At 72.0% G+C, this 14,903-nt stretch carries 15 protein-coding genes and 1 riboswitch; of the genes, 9 read left to right on the plus strand and 6 right to left on the minus strand.

Features of this window, described 5'->3' with window-relative positions; genetic code table 11:
* The first annotated feature begins 38 nt into the window (after nucleotides 1-38).
* Nucleotides 39-2,426, plus strand: coding sequence for a phosphoketolase family protein (locus ACH4G3_RS19040; RefSeq protein WP_397625578.1), 2,388 nt, complete (start codon nucleotides 39-41; stop codon nucleotides 2,424-2,426).
* 71 nt (nucleotides 2,427-2,497) lie between these two features.
* Nucleotides 2,498-3,121, plus strand: a complete 624-nt coding sequence (locus ACH4G3_RS19045; protein WP_397625579.1) for a DedA family protein — start codon at nucleotides 2,498-2,500, stop codon at nucleotides 3,119-3,121.
* A gap of 62 nt (nucleotides 3,122-3,183) precedes the next feature.
* On the opposite strand, the gene ACH4G3_RS19050 is transcribed toward ACH4G3_RS19045, so the two are convergent.
* Nucleotides 3,184-3,711, minus strand: a complete 528-nt coding sequence (locus ACH4G3_RS19050) for a gamma carbonic anhydrase family protein (RefSeq protein ID WP_397625580.1) — start codon at nucleotides 3,709-3,711, stop codon at nucleotides 3,184-3,186.
* A gap of 113 nt (nucleotides 3,712-3,824) precedes the next feature.
* Here ACH4G3_RS19050 and ACH4G3_RS19055 point away from each other — a divergent pair, with 113 nt between their 5' ends.
* Complete coding sequence (locus ACH4G3_RS19055; protein WP_397625581.1) at nucleotides 3,825-4,622, plus strand: acyltransferase; 798 nt, start codon at nucleotides 3,825-3,827, stop codon at nucleotides 4,620-4,622.
* A 15-nt stretch (nucleotides 4,623-4,637) separates the two neighbouring features.
* Here the strand turns inward: ACH4G3_RS19055 and ACH4G3_RS19060 are convergent, their stop codons facing one another.
* Nucleotides 4,638-5,495, minus strand: a complete 858-nt coding sequence (locus ACH4G3_RS19060) for an EamA family transporter (RefSeq protein ID WP_397625582.1) — start codon at nucleotides 5,493-5,495, stop codon at nucleotides 4,638-4,640.
* Between the two features lie 97 nt (nucleotides 5,496-5,592).
* On the opposite strand from ACH4G3_RS19060, the gene ACH4G3_RS19065 reads away from it, so the two are divergent.
* Together ACH4G3_RS19065 and ACH4G3_RS19070 are read left to right on the plus strand one after the other, a co-directional pair.
* Nucleotides 5,593-6,165 carry a cupin domain-containing protein gene (locus ACH4G3_RS19065; protein WP_397625583.1) on the plus strand — a complete coding sequence of 191 codons (573 nt, stop codon included), beginning with the start codon at nucleotides 5,593-5,595 and terminating at the stop codon, nucleotides 6,163-6,165.
* A 44-nt stretch (nucleotides 6,166-6,209) separates the two neighbouring features.
* A complete protein-coding gene (locus ACH4G3_RS19070; protein WP_397625584.1) occupies nucleotides 6,210-6,767 on the plus strand; it encodes a YbaK/EbsC family protein in 558 nt (185 codons plus the stop codon).
* Between the two features lie 10 nt (nucleotides 6,768-6,777).
* Here the strand turns inward: ACH4G3_RS19070 and ACH4G3_RS19075 are convergent, their stop codons facing one another.
* Complete coding sequence (locus ACH4G3_RS19075) at nucleotides 6,778-7,830, minus strand: cation diffusion facilitator family transporter (RefSeq protein ID WP_397625585.1); 1,053 nt, start codon at nucleotides 7,828-7,830, stop codon at nucleotides 6,778-6,780.
* Between the two features lie 62 nt (nucleotides 7,831-7,892).
* On the opposite strand from ACH4G3_RS19075, the gene ACH4G3_RS19080 reads away from it, so the two are divergent.
* Nucleotides 7,893-8,252 carry an ArsR/SmtB family transcription factor gene (locus ACH4G3_RS19080; RefSeq protein ID WP_397625586.1) on the plus strand — a complete coding sequence of 120 codons (360 nt, stop codon included), beginning with the start codon at nucleotides 7,893-7,895 and terminating at the stop codon, nucleotides 8,250-8,252.
* A gap of 1 nt (nucleotide 8,253) precedes the next feature.
* Here ACH4G3_RS19080 and ACH4G3_RS19085 read toward each other — a convergent pair whose 3' ends face one another.
* The 3 genes from ACH4G3_RS19085 to ACH4G3_RS19095 form a co-directional block, all read right to left on the minus strand.
* Nucleotides 8,254-9,477, minus strand: coding sequence for a 4-hydroxybenzoate 3-monooxygenase (locus ACH4G3_RS19085; RefSeq protein WP_397625587.1), 1,224 nt, complete (start codon nucleotides 9,475-9,477; stop codon nucleotides 8,254-8,256).
* Nucleotides 9,478-9,515: 38 nt separating this feature from the next.
* Nucleotides 9,516-11,156 carry an APC family permease gene (locus ACH4G3_RS19090; RefSeq protein WP_397625588.1) on the minus strand — a complete coding sequence of 547 codons (1,641 nt, stop codon included), beginning with the start codon at nucleotides 11,154-11,156 and terminating at the stop codon, nucleotides 9,516-9,518.
* Nucleotides 11,157-11,290: 134 nt separating this feature from the next.
* Nucleotides 11,291-11,719, minus strand: a complete 429-nt coding sequence (locus ACH4G3_RS19095) for a CoA-binding protein (RefSeq protein ID WP_397625589.1) — start codon at nucleotides 11,717-11,719, stop codon at nucleotides 11,291-11,293.
* Between the two features lie 91 nt (nucleotides 11,720-11,810).
* Nucleotides 11,811-12,000, plus strand: a riboswitch (cobalamin riboswitch).
* Between the two features lie 68 nt (nucleotides 12,001-12,068).
* Between ACH4G3_RS19095 and ACH4G3_RS19100 the strand changes: the two genes are divergently transcribed.
* The 3 genes from ACH4G3_RS19100 to ACH4G3_RS19110 are packed head-to-tail and all read left to right on the plus strand — an operon-like array spanning nucleotide 12,069 to nucleotide 14,898.
* A complete protein-coding gene (locus ACH4G3_RS19100; RefSeq protein WP_397625590.1) occupies nucleotides 12,069-13,088 on the plus strand; it encodes an ABC transporter substrate-binding protein in 1,020 nt (339 codons plus the stop codon).
* Nucleotides 13,085-14,098 (plus strand): FecCD family ABC transporter permease, encoded by a 1,014-nt coding sequence (locus tag ACH4G3_RS19105; protein WP_397625591.1) that lies wholly within the window; start codon nucleotides 13,085-13,087, stop codon nucleotides 14,096-14,098. Before ACH4G3_RS19100 ends, ACH4G3_RS19105 begins: the two co-directional genes overlap by 4 nt.
* A 20-nt stretch (nucleotides 14,099-14,118) precedes the next feature.
* A complete protein-coding gene (locus tag ACH4G3_RS19110; RefSeq protein WP_397626162.1) occupies nucleotides 14,119-14,898 on the plus strand; it encodes an ABC transporter ATP-binding protein in 780 nt (259 codons plus the stop codon).
* Nucleotides 14,899-14,903 lie beyond the last annotated feature (5 nt).

A 14,903-nucleotide genomic window follows, 5' to 3' on the forward strand; every position in this document is an offset into this window, starting at 1 on the left:
TCCTCCTGAGGCCGTCGCAGAACCCAGGGAGTTCACTCATGCCCGAGGCCCCGCGCCAGGACAGCAGCACGCAACCGACCGACGAGGAACTGCGCACGCTGGACGCCCACTGGCGGGCCGCCAACTACCTGGCGGCCGGTCAGATCTATCTGCTGGCGAACCCCCTGCTGACCGAGCCGCTGCGGCCCGAGCACATCAAGCCGCGGCTGCTGGGCCACTGGGGCACCTCGCCCGGACTCAACCTCGTCCACACGCACCTCAACCGGGTGATCAGGAACCGCGCGCTGGACGCGCTGTGCATCTGGGGCCCGGGCCACGGCGGTCCGTCGGTGCTCGCCAACTCCTGGCTGGAGGGCAGCTACAGCGAGAAGTACCCGGACGTGACGCGGGACGCGCGGGGCATGGAGCTGCTGCTGCGGCAGTTCTCGTTCCCCGGCGGCGTGCCCAGCCACGTCGCCCCGGAGGTGCCCGGCTCCATCCACGAGGGCGGCGAACTCGGCTACTCCCTCGCCCACGCCTACGGCGCCGCCCTCGACCACCCCGGCCTGCTGGTCGCCTGCGTGATCGGCGACGGCGAGGCGGAAACCGGCCCGCTGGCCGGCTCCTGGCACGCCAACAAGTTCCTCGACCCCGTCCACGACGGCGCCGTCCTGCCGATCCTCCACCTCAACGGCTACAAGATCGCCAACCCGACGGTGCTGTCCCGCCTGCCCCAGGACGAGCTCGACGCGCTCCTGCGCGGCTACGGCCACGAGCCGATCCACGTCACCGGCGACGACCCGATGGCCGTGCACCGCGCGATGGCCCGGGCGATGGACACCGCGCTCGACACCATCGCGGAGGCCCAGCGCGTCGCCCGCGAGGAGGGCGTGACCGAGCGCCCCCGCTGGCCGGTGATCGTGCTGCGCACCCCGAAGGGCTGGACCGGCCCGGCCGAGGTCGACGGCGAGCCGGTCGAGGGGACCTGGCGTTCCCACCAGGTGCCGCTGGCCGGTGTCCGTGACAACCCGGACCACCTTCGGCAACTGGAGACCTGGCTGCGCTCCTACCGGCCCGAGGAACTGTTCGACGCCGAGGGCCGGCCGGTCGCGGACGTCCTGGCCTGCGTCCCCGAGGGAAGCAGGCGGCTCGGCGCCACCCCGTACGCCAACGGCGGGCTGCTCGTCCGCGACCTGCCGGTCCCGGCCCTGGACGACTTCGCCGTCCCCGTCGACAAGCCGGGCACGACCCTGCACGAGCCCACGCGCGTCCTCGGCGACCTCCTGGCCCAGGTCATGCGGGACACCGCCGACCGCCGTGACTTCCGCCTGGTCGGCCCGGACGAGACCGCCTCCAACCGGCTCCAGGCGGTCTATGCCGCCAGCGGCAAGGCCTGGCAGGCCGGGACCCTCGACGTCGACGAGGACCTCGACCGGCACGGCCGGGTGATGGAGGTCCTCTCCGAGCACCTCTGCCAGGGCTGGCTGGAGGGCTACCTCCTCACCGGCCGGCACGGACTGTTCTCCTGCTACGAGGCGTTCGTGCACATCGTCGACTCGATGGTCAACCAGCACATCAAGTGGCTGCGCACCTCCCGGCGACTGCCGTGGCGCGCCCCCATCGCCTCCCTCAACTACCTGCTGACCTCCCACGTCTGGCGGCAGGACCACAACGGCTTCTCCCACCAGGACCCCGGCTTCGTCGACCACGTCCTCAACAAGAGCCCCGAGGTCGTCCGGGTCTACCTCCCGCCGGACGCCAACACCCTGCTGTCCGTCGCCGACCACGTCCTGCGCAGCCGCGACTACGTCAACGTCGTCGTGGCCGGCAAGCAGCCCTGCTTCGACTGGCTGTCGATGGACGAGGCCCGGGTCCACTGCGCCCGCGGCGCCGGCATCTGGGAGTGGGCCGGCACCGAGGACGGCTCCCGCGAACCCGACGTGGTGCTGGCCTGCGCCGGAGACGTCCCCACCCAGGAGACCCTGGCCGCCGCGCACCTGCTGCGCCGGCACCTGCCCGACCTGTCGGTCCGCGTGGTGAACGTCGTCGACCTCGCCCGGCTGCTGCCCCGGGAGGAACACCCGCACGGCATGAACGACTTCGAGTACGACGGCCTCTTCACCGCGGACAAGCCGGTGATCTTCGCCTACCACGGCTACCCGTGGCTGATCCACCGCCTGGCCTACCGCCGCGCCGGCCACCAGCATCTGCACGTGCGCGGCTACAAGGAGGCCGGCACCACCACCACGCCCTTCGACATGGTCGTCCGCAACGACCTCGACCGCTACCGCCTCGTCATGGACGTCATCGACCGCGTACCGAGCCTCGCCGTGCGCGCCACGGCCGTACGCCAGCGCATGGCCGACGCCCGCACCCGCCACCACGCCTGGATCCGTGAGCACGGCACCGACCTGCCCGAGGTCGCCGAGTGGAACTGGAACGCCTGAGCCGCGAGGGACGTCTTGTCACCCGGTAGGCTTCCCGTGCTCGCAGGGAAGCACAGGGAAAGGATCCGGCGTTGCACGTCCAGGAGTGGCTCGAAACCGTACCCGCGGTCGCCGTCTACGCACTGGTGGGACTGGTCATCGGCCTGGAGAGCCTGGGCATCCCGCTGCCGGGCGAGATCATCCTCGTCTCCTCGGCTCTGCTCGCCTCCCAGCACGGCCACATCGACCCCGTCGTCCTCGGCGCCTGCGCCACGGCCGGCGCGATCATCGGCGACTCGATCGGCTACGCCATCGGCCGCAAGGGCGGCCGCCCCCTGCTGGCCTGGCTGGGCAAGAAGTTCCCCAAGCACTTCAGCGAGGGCCATATCGCCACGGCCGAGCGGTCCTTCGAGAAGTGGGGCATGTGGGCCGTCTTCTTCGGCCGCTTCGTCGCCCTCCTGCGCATCTTCGCGGGCCCCCTCGCCGGTGTGCTCCGCATGCCGTACTGGAAGTTCCTCATCGCCAACGTCCTCGGCGGCATCCTCTGGGCCGGCGGCACGACAGCGGTCATCTACTACGTCGGCATCGTCGCCGAGTCCTGGCTGAAGCGCTTCTCGTGGCTGGGCCTGGTGGCGGCGGTCCTGGTCGGCCTCACGTCGATGCTGGTGCTGAAGCGCAGGGCGAAGAAGGCAGTACCTGCTGTTGCCGGGGAGTAGAGCTTTCGGGGGCGCGGGGAACTGCGCGAGCAACCACACAACACCCGCACCCGCCGCACAACCTACGCGTGCACCTCACGATGCGCCTTCGCCAACTCGGCGTACATCGTGCCGTTGAGGGTGACCCCCTGCCGCTCCTCCTCCGACAGCGCCCGCCGGACCTTCGCGGGCACCCCCGCCACCAGCGACCCGGGCGGCACGACCATCCCCTGCGGCACCAGTGCCTGCGCGGCGACGAGCGACCCGGCCCCGATCACCGCCCCGTTCAACACCGTCGCCCCCATCCCGATCAGACAGTCGTCCTCGACGGTCGCCCCGTGCACCACGGCGTTGTGACCGATGGACACCCGCTCACCCACCGTCACGGGAAAGCCCGGGTCGGCGTGGAGGGTGCAGTTGTCCTGGACGTTGCTGCTCGCACCGACCGAGATCGCCTCGACATCGCCCCGCAGCACGGCCCCGTACCAGACACTCGTCCCCGCACCCAGCGTCACGCTCCCGATCACCGAAGCCGTCGGCGCCACGAACGCCTCCGGATCGACGTGCGGCTCCCTGCCGCCGATCCCCGTGATCATCGCCCGCTGTCCCATGCCCGCCTCCAGAAAACGTCGTAGACAACGCGCAAACCGTACGGCACCCGTTGGGGCGAAGATCACAGGCCTCCAGCGCCGCGTGGTGAGCTACCGGTGAGTACCGTGACTTCGTGCCGAAGCGCAAGAACACGTTCTCATCCTGGCGGCGCGGCCTCGCGCAGCGCGCCGTCCACGCGGGCTGGGCCTGGGCGCAGCGCACGGGTTCCGTGACCGCCGAACACCCCGGGCGCTACCGATTCGGGGCGATGGGAACAGGTACCAGACTCGCCTTCCCGCTCGGCACGGTCTTCGGTGAACCCTGGATCCACCTGGGCTCCCACTGCATCATCGGCGAGCAGGTCACCCTCACCGCGGGTCTGATGCCCGACCTCGACCTCGGCCCCGACCCGATCCTGCGCATCGGCGACGGCGTCGTCCTGGGGCGCGGCAGCCACGTCATCGCGGACACGACGGTCACCATCGGCAGCGACTGCTACTTCGGCCCGTACGTCTACGTCACGTCCACGAACCACTCCTACGACGACCCGCACGAGCCGATCGGCAAGCAGTGGCCGCGGATGGAGCCGGTGGAGATCGGGCCGGGCTGCTGGATCGGCACGGGCGCGGTGATCCTGCCGGGTGCCCGGATCGGGCGGAACGTGGTGGTGGCCGCGGGCGCGGTCGTCCGGGGCGCGGTGCCCGACCACGCCGTGGTGGCGGGCGCGCCGGCTCGTGTCGTGCGGCGCTGGACACCGGCCGACGGCTGGCAGCCGCCGCTGCGCACCCCGCCGCCGGTGCCGATACCGGAGGGTGTCACGCCCGAGCAGTTGCGCGCCCTGTCCGACCTGGACGAGGAGACGGCGGCCCGGCTCGCAGAGCTGGACGAGGAGGCCACGGCCGGACTGGCCGAGCTGGAGCCGGGATCCTGAACGACTCCGGCCGGCTCAGCCCGACGCCAGCAGAACCGTCCCCACCAGGGCCAGTCCCGCACCCGCGGCCTGCACCGCCCGCAGCCGTTCGCGGAGCACACCGCGCGCGGCAACGGCGGTCACCACCGGGTAGAGCGAGGCGAGCACGGCGGCGACGGTGACCGGGCCGTGCTGCGCGGCGATCGAGTACGTGCCGTTCGCCGCGACGTCCGCGAGGCCGACGAAGGCCAGCGCCGGCAGGGAGCGCCACGGGAAGCCGTCCGCCGCGAGGGCGGGTGCCCCGCGCCGCACCGACACGTACAGCGCCAGTCCGCCGGCGGCGACATTCGTCACCCGCTGCACGAACAGCGCGAGGAACAGCCCGGTCAGCGTGGTCGACGCTTCGGCGATCAGTGCCATCACCGCGCCGAAGCCGAAGGCCGCGAGGAGGGTCAGGGCGATGGCCTGCCGCTGGACGGGCGCGCCGCGGAACTGGGGACCGCCGGCGAGGCAGACACCGGCGACGGCGACCAGGATGCCGACGAACTGGAGCACCCCGGGACGCTCGCCCAGCACCAGGCCCACGCCGACCGGCACGGCCACGCCGATCGATCCCAGTGGCGAGACCACGCCCATCGGGCCCAGCGCGAGCGCCTTGTAGAAGGCGAGCATCGCCACCGGCCCGACCAGACCGGCGGCCACGGCGAACCACAGCTGCGGCCCCGCCTCGCTCCAGCCGCCCGTCGCCACCACGACCACGCCCAGCACGGCCACCGCGATCGACTGCGAGACCACGACCACCGTCAGGGCGGGCGTGCGCCGGGTCAGCAGTCCGCCGCCGAAGTCGGCCAGTCCCCACAGCAGGCTGGTGGCCAGGGCGAAGAGCGCTGTCATGGGACGGATGCCTCGCAGTACAGTTCGGTGAACGATCAGGTCAACCACACCGTAGTGCAGTCAGTTGCACTATGTCATACAGAATATTGGACGGAATGTGTCGGACCTCGACCTGCTGACCCAGTCCCTGGCGCGCAACGTCAAGCACTGGCGCGCGGTGCGCGGCTTCACCCTGGACGTGCTCGCCGCCCGGGCGGGCGTCAGTCGCGGCATGCTCATCCAGATCGAGCAGGCCCGCACCAACCCCAGCCTCGGGACCGTCGTCAAGATCGGCGACGCGCTCGGCGTCAGCATCACCACCCTCCTCGACTACGAGCAGGGCCCCAAGGTCCGCATCGTCCCCGCCGAGCAGGCCGTACGGCTGTGGCACACCGAGGCCGGCAGCTACAACCGGCTGCTCGCGGGCACCGAGGCGCCCGGCCCGCTGGAGATGTGGGACTGGCGGCTCATGCCCGGCGAGAGCAGCGCGTCCGACCCGCACCCCGCCGGCACCATGGAGCTGCTCCACGTCACGGCCGGGGAGCTGACCCTCACCGTCGACGGCGTGGAGCACCGCGTCCCCGCCGGTGCGAGCGTGTCCTTCGAGGCCAACCTCCCGCACACGTACGGCAACACCGGCGAGGAGCCGATGGAGATGATGATGGCCGTCTCGGTTCCGCCCGTGACCTGAGACGACCGGCCCCGAGGGCGGTCCGGTGTTGTTAGCGTGCCGCTATGCGCGCACCCATCGGACACTTCGACGACGCCCGTCCGGCCCCCGACCGCCTCGACGAGCTCACCGGCCCGGTCGCCGACGCCGTACGCCACTGGCACGGCAGCGTCCCCGCCGACCAGATCCTCTACGTCGACACCGAGCCGAAGTGGGCCGACACAGCCACCTTCGTGGAGCACTATGGCCGCGACCTGCTGGAGCGGTCCGCGAACTGCGTGGTGGTCGCGGGCAAGCGCGGCGGCGAGACCACGCTCGCCGCGTGCGTGGTGCTGTCCACCACCCGGGTCGACGTCAACGGCGTCGTACGCCGCCAACTCGGCGCCCGCAAGGCATCCTTTGCCGCGATGGACACGGCGACCGGGGAGACCGGCATGGAGTACGGCGGCATCACCCCGCTCGGACTGCCGGGCGGCTGGCCCGTGCTGGTGGACGCGGCCGTCGTCGACCTGCCGTACGTGCTGGTCGGCAGCGGCCGGCGGCGCGGCAAGCTGCTGGTGCCGGGCAAGGCGTTCGCGGAACTGCCGGGCGCGGTGGTGCTGGAGGGGCTGGGGGTCGCCTGAGGCGTAGGCCCTACGCCGCCGCGTGGTGGGCCAGCGGCAGGTGCGGGTCGGCCTCGCCCGGGGCCGGTTCCGGGTCGGCGTGGACCAGTGCCGCGGTGAGACGGGGCACGGCGTGCAGCAGGGCGTGCTCGGCGTCGACGGCGATGCGGTGGGCCTGGCGTACGGTCACGTCGCCGTCCACCACGACCGCGACCTCGGCGCGCAGCCGGTGACCGATCCAGCGCAGCCGCAGCTCACCGACGCCGCGCACCCCGGCGACCTCGGCCAGTGCCCGCTCGGCCCGGTCCACCAGGGCCGGGTCGACCGCGTCCAGCACCCGGCGGAACACCTCGCGCGCGGCGTCCCGCAGCACCAGCGCGATCGCCGCCGTGATCGCCAGCCCGACGATCGGGTCGGCCAGTTGCCAGCCCAGGGCCGACCCGCCGGCACCCAGCAGCACGGCCAGTGAGGTGAAGCCGTCGGTGCGGGCGTGCAGTCCGTCGGCGACCAGCGCGGCCGAGCCGATCGCCCGGCCGACGCGGATGCGGTAGCGGGCCACCCACTCGTTGCCCGCGAAACCGACGAGGGCTGCCACGGCGACCGCCGGAACGTGCTGGACCGGGCGCGGGTCGAGGAGGCGGTCGATCGCCGTCCAGCCCGCGAAGGCCGCCGACGCGGCGATCGTCAGCACGATCACCATGCCCGCCAGGTCCTCGGCCCGCCCGTAGCCGTAGGTGAAGCGGCGCGTGGCCGCGCGCCGGCCGAGAACGAAGGCGATCCCGAGCGGGACGGCGGTCAGCGCGTCCGCCGCGTTGTGGACCGTGTCCCCGAGCAGCGCCACCGAGCCGGAGGCGGCCACCACCACCGCCTGGGCCAGGGCCGTCACGCCGAGCACCGCGAGCGAGACCCAGAGCGCCCGCATCCCGCGGGCCGACGACTCCAGCGCGGAGTCGACCTTGTCGGCCGTCTCATGGGAGTGCGGGGTGAGGAGGTGGGTCAACCGGTGCAGCAGGCCGTGCCGGTGTCCGTGGCCGTGCGGCTGGGGGTGCTCGTGCGGGTGGGAGTGCTCGTGCCGGTCGCTCACGTGGGTCTCCTTCCGGTGCGCGCGAGTGGACGTCCACACGCCCGTGGAGCCATTATGTGCGTATGAGCGCACGCATGCACCTGTCATCTGCGCACGATGCGCATCCGCGCAGCCCCGGCGAGGAACAGTTCGCGCTCGCCGCCGAACTCCTCGCCCTGCTCGGCGACCGCACGCGGCTGACCCTGCTGCACGAGCTGGCCGGGGGAGAGGCCGACGTCACGACCCTCACGGAGAGGTGCGCGGCGGCCCGGCCCGCCGTCAGCCAGCACCTTGCGCGACTGCGTCTCGCGGGCCTGGTGAACACCCGCAAGGAGGGCCGCCGGGTGGTCTACTCGCTCCGCGACGGCCATCTGCGCCGGCTCGTGGACGAGGCGCTGAACGTGGCCGACCACCGGCTCACCGACCGGCCCCTCCACGACTGAATCAGTACCGCGCGGCCGTCCCCAGGTACTGCTCGGCGAAGGCCGCGGCCGCCGCCGGCGAGGTGAACAGGCGACGCAGCCGGGCGAGCGTGGTGCCCGCCCGGAACGGGTCGCCGGCCGCCGTGCCGTGGTACACCTCGGACAGCCACTGCGAGAACTCCTGGTAGTCCCACACCCGCCGCAGGCACGCCTCCGCGTAGCCGCCGAGGCCGCTGTCGTCCCCGCCGGCCAGCCGGGCCACCAGGGCGTCGCCGAGCAGGAAGGCGTCGTGCAGCGCGAGGTTCATGCCCTTGGCGGCGATGGGCGCGACCAGATGGGCCGCGTCACCGGCGAGGAAGAGCCGGCCGGACACCATCGGCTCGACCACGTAGTCGTGCATGTCCAGCACGCGCTTCTCGATCAGCCGCCCCTCGGTCAGCGGCGGCACACCGGACGCCCCGAGCCGCTCCTGGAGCTCCGCCCAGACGCGCTCGTGCGGCCAGTTCTCCGGGTCGTCGCCCGGCGGGCACTGGAGGTAGTAGCGGGTCACCTCCGGGCTGCGGGGCATCTGCCCGGCGAACCCCCTGGCGTGGCAGCCGAACAGCACACAGTCGGCGGACGGCGGAGCCTCGGCGAGCAGGGCCAGCCAGCCTATGCCGTAGTCGTGCCGCGCGACACGCACCCGTTCCGGCGGCAGAACGGCCCGCGTCACCCCGCGCGCCCCGTCGCAGCCGGCCACGAAGTCGCAGTGCACGGTGCGCTGTTCACCCGTCTCCGGGCAGGTGTACGACACCGACGGCCGGTCGGTGTCGATGTCGTGCACCCGCACGTCCCGGACCCCGAAGCGGATCTGCCCGCCGCGTACGTCGGCGTACTCGCGCACCAGGTCCGTCACCAGCAACGGCTGCGGGTAGACGAAGTGATGACTGCCCGTCAGCTCGGCGTAGGGGAACCGGTACCGCTCGCCGTCGAAGCGGAACTCGCACGCGGAGTGCAGCTCCGCGCGGTCCAGCAGGTTCCGGGCGAGGCCCCGCTTCTCCAGGCCCCGCACGGCCCATTCCTCGATGACTCCGGCCCGGGGCCGCTGTTCTATGAACTCCCGCGTCTCGGTCTCCAGCACCAGGCAGTCCACGGCCGCGGCCCGCAGGATGTTGCCGACGGTCAGACCGGCGGGACCGGCGCCCACTACAACGACCGGGAAGCGTTGCGGGGCGCCGGAGTTGGGAGACGGGGAGGCTTGGGTCATGCGCTCATTATGGAGGCCCCGGCCGCGCGTGGACTGTGTCAGTGGACGGGCACCTCGGTGACGGCCACCTCCCCGATGCCCCGCTCGATCTCCTCCGCGCGGGACGCCGACGCCCGGGCCCAGTAGTAGATCGCCAGGGAGAACACCGCGATGACCACGATGTCCCACCACAGTCCGATGTGTCCCTGGCCGCCGAAGCCGCCCTGCCAGGAGATGACGCCCATGCCCAGCAGGTAGACCGGCAGCCACTGGGCGGCCCTCCAGTCGAGCCGGGGCGCGTCGGGCAGGCCCTTGCGGGTGGCGTACCAGGCGTATCCGCCCAGCAGAACGTAGCCGAGGACGATGGCCACGCCCAGTCGCCACAGCGTGTCCCAGGTCGACCAGTAGATGATGAGGTTGGCCACGACGAACGACAGCGGGGAGATGACGTTCCCGCCGGGCAGGCGGTAGGGCCGTTCGCGGTGCGGCAGCCGGTCGGCGAAGACGCCGTACGCCAGCGGGGCACCCGCGTACATCAGCACGCTCGCCGAGGTGATGAAGCCGACCAGCTGCTGCCAGCTCGGGAACGGCAGGAAGCAGACCACGCCGGTCACGAAGGAGACGATCAGGCCGAACCACGGCACGCCGCGCGCGTCGGTGCGCGTGAAGATCTTCGGCGCGTAGCCGTTGCGGGCCAGGCCGTAGGAGACGCGGGAAGTGGCGGTGGTGTAGATCAGGCCGGTGCCGCCGGGGGAGACGACCGCGTCCAGGTACAGCACCACGCTCAGCCAGCCGAGCCCCAGCAGGGTGGCCAGTCCTGCCCAAGGGCCGCTGATACCGGGGTAGTCGAGCTTGGCCCAGCCGTGCGCGAAGGAGGCCAGCGGCAGGGCGGCGATGAAGACGATCTGGAGCAGGACGTAGATTCCGGCTCCGATGGCGACCGAGCCGATTGTCGCGCGGGGCAGGTCACGGGCCGGGTCGCGGCTCTCGCCCGCCAGTTGGATCGCCTGCTCGAAGCCCAGCAGGGCGAAGATGATGCCGCTGGAACTGACGGCGCTCAGCACGCCGTGGGCGCCGAACGGGGCGAAGCCGTGCTCGGTGAAGTTGCCCGGGTGGAAGTTGCCGGCCGCGATGATGAAGATCGCGGCCAGCGGCACGGCCACCTTCCACCAGGTGGCGGTGCTGTTGGTGTGCGCCAGGAGCCGCACCCCGAGGAAGTTGATCACGACGAACACGGCCATGAGGACCACGGCGACGACGAACCCGCTGGTCGTCAGCGTCCCGTCCTTGGCGTGCTGGAAACCCTGCGCCCAGTGCCAGTGACCGGCGTAGCCGATCATGGCCTCGACCTCGATCGGCGCCACGGTCGCCGCCTGGAGCCAGGAGAACCAGCCGAAGGACATGCCGGCCAGTCCGCCGAACGCGTAGTGCGGATAACGTGCCGTGCCGCCCGCGACCGGGAACATGCCGCCGAGTTCCGCGTGCACCAGGGCCAGCAGCACGATCCCGACCGCGCCGATCAGCCACGACAGAATCGCCGCGGGGCCGGCCGCCACGACCGCCTTCTCGGCTCCGTACAGCCACCCCGAGCCGATGATGGAACCGACCGACGCCCACATGAGCCCGATCAGTCCGACGTCCCGGCGCAATCCGCCCGGACCCCCCTTTACCCCCGCTGCTGCCTGGTCGACGCTCACCATGAATCAAGGGGCCTCTCATAAAAGAACTCGGTGAGTTCTGCGAGCAAGAGGCCTCAGATTAGGAATCGATTATCCAGCGGTAGAAGACGAGTTGCGCACCCTTGACCCGGCACGGGTATTTCCTGGAAAGCGCTTCAGGAATTCTGTACGCGGTGATGAGGAAGTCGTGGGATCTCGATCGCCGGGCAGCGGTCCATCACCATCTCCAGGCCCGCGGCGCGGGTCCGGTCGTACGCCGCTTCGTCGATGACGCCGAGCTGGAACCACACGGCCTGCGCGCCCTTCGCGACCGCCTCGTCCGCGACCGCGCCGGCGAGATCGCTGTTCACGAACACGTCCACGACGTCCACGTCGAAGGGGACGTCCGCCAGACTGGCGTACCCCTGCTCGCCGTGCACCGTCTCCGCCTTCGGATGCACGGGCACGACACGCTTGCCGAAGCGCTGGAGCACGGCGGCGACGCCGTACGCCGCGCGCTGCCGGTTCGACGACAGGCCCACCACGGCCCAGGTGTCGCCGAGCTCGGTGAGGATCCTGCGGACCGTTGCCTCGTCGCCGTACACCGGCGGCCTCCTCGTACGTCGCGGAAGAACTGCTGGGGACTTCCCCTGGTCCAACGGCGCAAGGCGGGCGGTGATTCCCCCGCGCCCGGCGTGATAGCTTGCCGAGGCCAGTCGAACCCATGTACGTGGGTCAGGGAATCCGGTGCGAATCCGGAACTGACGCGCAGCGGTGAGGGGGACGGGCGGGGCCTCGGCCACTGGACGGCACGTATGACGTCCGGGAAGGCGCTCCGCACCGGACGAACCCGAGTCCGAAGACCTGCTGGCGGCCCCCGCGGCCGTTCGCGGCGGGGGAGCACCGTACGACCGGGCTCCGCGATCGAGCCCTCGACGACTGAGGACTGTTTCCGTGCCCCTCGCTCGACCCGCCCGTGCCGCCGCCCTGCTCGCGGCCGGCTCCCTGCTCCTGACCGGCTGCGGCGACTCCAAGGCCACCACCGCCAAGGCCGCCGTCACCCTCGACAACTGTGGCCGCCAGGTAAGCGTCGAGGCCCCGCCGAAGCACGCCGTCTCCCTCAACCAGGGCACCACCGAGATCCTGCTCTCCCTCGGCCTCGCCGACCGTCTCGCGGGCACCGCCACCTGGACCGACCCCGTGATGAAGGGGCTGGCGAAGGCCAACGCCAACGTGCCGCGCATCGCCGACAACAACCCGTCCTTCGAACGGGTCCTGGACGCCGGCCCCGACTTCGTCGCGGCGTCCTTCGTCTCCACCCTCGGCAAGGGCGGCGTCGCCACCCGGGAGCAGTTCGAGAAGCTCGGCGTCCCCACATACGTCTCCCCGTCCGACTGCTCCGGCAAGGACAACTCCGGCGACGGCGACGGCGCGCGCGACAAGGCGCTCGGCATCGACACCATCTACGGCGAAGTACGCGACCTGTCCACCGTGTTCGGGGTGCAGGAACGGGGAGACAGGCTCGTGGCCTCCCTCCAGCGGCGCATGGCGAAGGCCACGCGGGGCATCCACGCCTCCGACGTCACTCTCCTGTACTGGTTCGCCAACTCCGAGTCGCCCTACATGGCGGGATGCTGCGGGGCGCCCGGCATCATCACCCGGGCCCTCGGCGCGAAGAACGTCTTCGACGACACGCACGAGGAGTGGCCGCAGATCAACTGGGAGACGGTCGCCGAACGCGACCCCGACGTCCTCGTCATAGGCGACCTCACCCGCAAGTCGCAGACCGCCGAGTCGGCCGCGAAGAAGATCGCCTTCCTGGAGTCCGACCCGGTCACCAGGAATATGGACGCGGTCCGGCACAAGCGGTACGTGCTGCTCAGCGGGCAGGCCATGAACCCGACCATCCGCACGGTCGAGGGCGTGGAACAGGTCGCCGCCAAGCTGCGCGAGTTCGGGCTCGTGAAGAAGTGACCGTCCGCGGGCTCGCGCTCGGTGCCGGAGGGGCCCTCCTGCTGGCCGTCTCCCTGGCCCTGGCGATCACCGTCGGCCCGGCCGACATCCGGGTCGCGGACGTCTGGTCGGTCGTCGCGGCCCACCTCGGGCTCGGCAGCTCGGACCTGACGCCGATCCGCGACGGGATCGTCTGGCAGCTGCGGCTGCCGCGCACCCTGCTCGCGGCCGTGTGCGGGGCCGGACTCGCCGTGTGCGGGGCGGTTATGCAGTCGTTGCTGCGCAACCCGCTCGCCGACCCGTTCGTACTCGGGGTGTCCTCCGGCGCCTCCACCGGCGCGGTCGTGGTCGTCGTCCTGGGCGTGGGCGGCGGTGCCGTCTCGGTGTCCGCGGGCGCGTTCCTCGGCGCCCTGGTGTCCTTCGCGCTGGTGCTGCTGCTCAGCCACACCCTCGGCGGCACCACCGACCGGGTCGTCCTCGCGGGCGTCGCCGCCATGCAGCTCTTCTCCGCGCTCACCTCCTTCGTCGTGATGACCGCCGCCGACGCCGAGACGACCCGGGGCGTGCTGTTCTGGCTCCTCGGCTCGCTCGGCGGCGCGGGCTGGACCGACGTGTGGCTGTGCCTGGCCGTCCTGGCCGTGACGCTGGTGGTGTGCCTGTCGTACGCCCGCACCCTCGACGCCTTCGCCTTCGGGCAGGACGCGGCGGCCGCGCTCGGGGTGTCCGTGGCCCGCACCCGTCTGGTGCTGCTGTGTGTCACGGCCCTGCTCACGGCCGCGCTGGTCAGCTCGGCGGGGGCGATCGGCTTCGTCGGGCTGGTCCTGCCGCACGCCGCGCGGGCACTGACCGGTCCCGGGCACGCCCGGCTGCTGCCGGTCACCGCCCTCGCCGGAGCGGTGTTCCTGGTGTGGGTGGACACCCTCGCCCGTACGGTGCTGGATCCCCAGGAGGTGCCGGTGGGAGTCGTGACGTCGCTGATCGGGGTGCCGGCGTTCGTGGTGGTGCTGTACCGGACACGGAGGGTGCGGTGAGCGGGGCAGCGGAAGCAGCGGTGTCCGGCGCCGGGCTGCGGGCCGACCGGGTCGCTCGCCGTGCCGACGGGCGCCTCATCCTCGACGGTGTCGTCCTCGCGCCGGAGACCGGCTCCACGGTCGGCCTCCTCGGTCCCAACGGCTCCGGCAAGTCCACGCTGCTGCGGCTGCTGGCCGGGCTGCTCACGCCGACCGCCGGAGTCGTCACCCTCGACGGCACGCCGCTGGGCGACCTGCCCCGCCGTACCGTCGCCCGCCGGCTCGCCGTGGTCGAGCAGCAGGCCGACACGCAGGTCGAGTTGACGGTCGGGGACGTCGTTCGGCTGGGCCGGGTGCCGCACCGCCGGGCCTGGACGCCCGGCTCGGCGGACGACGAACGGGCCGTGCGCGAGGCTCTGGAGCGCACCGGCCTCGCCGACCGGGCCGACCAGCCCTGGCACACTCTCTCGGGCGGCGAACGCCAGCGGGTGCAGATCGCCCGCGCGCTCGCCCAGGAGCCCCGGGAACTCCTCCTGGACGAGCCCACCAACCATCTCGACATCCACCACCAGCTCGACCTGCTCGCCCTGGTCACCGGCCTGCCGGTCACCACCGTCGTCGCCCTGCACGACCTCAACCTCGCGGCGATGTACTGCGACGAGGTCGTCGTCCTGAGCGAGGGGCGGGTCGTGGCGGGTGGAGCTCCGGGCGACGTCCTGACGGAGGAACTCATCGCCGAGGTGTACGGGGTGCGGGCCGCCGTCAGCCGTGAGGGCCCCGAGCAGCGGCCGCATGTGCGGTTCCTGGGGACGCTGGGCTGAGCGGC

Origin of the sequence: Streptomyces afghaniensis, from assembly GCF_044327915.1 — a bacterium.
Lineage (GTDB): Bacteria > Actinomycetota > Actinomycetes > Streptomycetales > Streptomycetaceae > Streptomyces > Streptomyces afghaniensis.

Excerpts from the sequence above, each read along its gene's own strand:
- ACH4G3_RS19040 (WP_397625578.1), top strand. The coding sequence starts at position 39 with ATGCCCGAGGCCCCGCGCCAGGACAGCAGCACGCAACCGACCGACGAG.
- ACH4G3_RS19050 (WP_397625580.1), bottom strand. The coding sequence starts at position 3,711 with ATGGGACAGCGGGCGATGATCACGGGGATCGGCGGCAGGGAGCCGCAC.
- ACH4G3_RS19060 (WP_397625582.1), bottom strand. The coding sequence starts at position 5,495 with ATGACAGCGCTCTTCGCCCTGGCCACCAGCCTGCTGTGGGGACTGGCC.
- ACH4G3_RS19070 (WP_397625584.1), top strand. The coding sequence starts at position 6,210 with ATGCGCGCACCCATCGGACACTTCGACGACGCCCGTCCGGCCCCCGAC.
- ACH4G3_RS19080 (WP_397625586.1), top strand. The coding sequence starts at position 7,893 with ATGAGCGCACGCATGCACCTGTCATCTGCGCACGATGCGCATCCGCGC.
- ACH4G3_RS19085 (WP_397625587.1), bottom strand. The coding sequence starts at position 9,477 with ATGACCCAAGCCTCCCCGTCTCCCAACTCCGGCGCCCCGCAACGCTTC.
- ACH4G3_RS19090 (WP_397625588.1), bottom strand. The coding sequence starts at position 11,156 with ATGGTGAGCGTCGACCAGGCAGCAGCGGGGGTAAAGGGGGGTCCGGGC.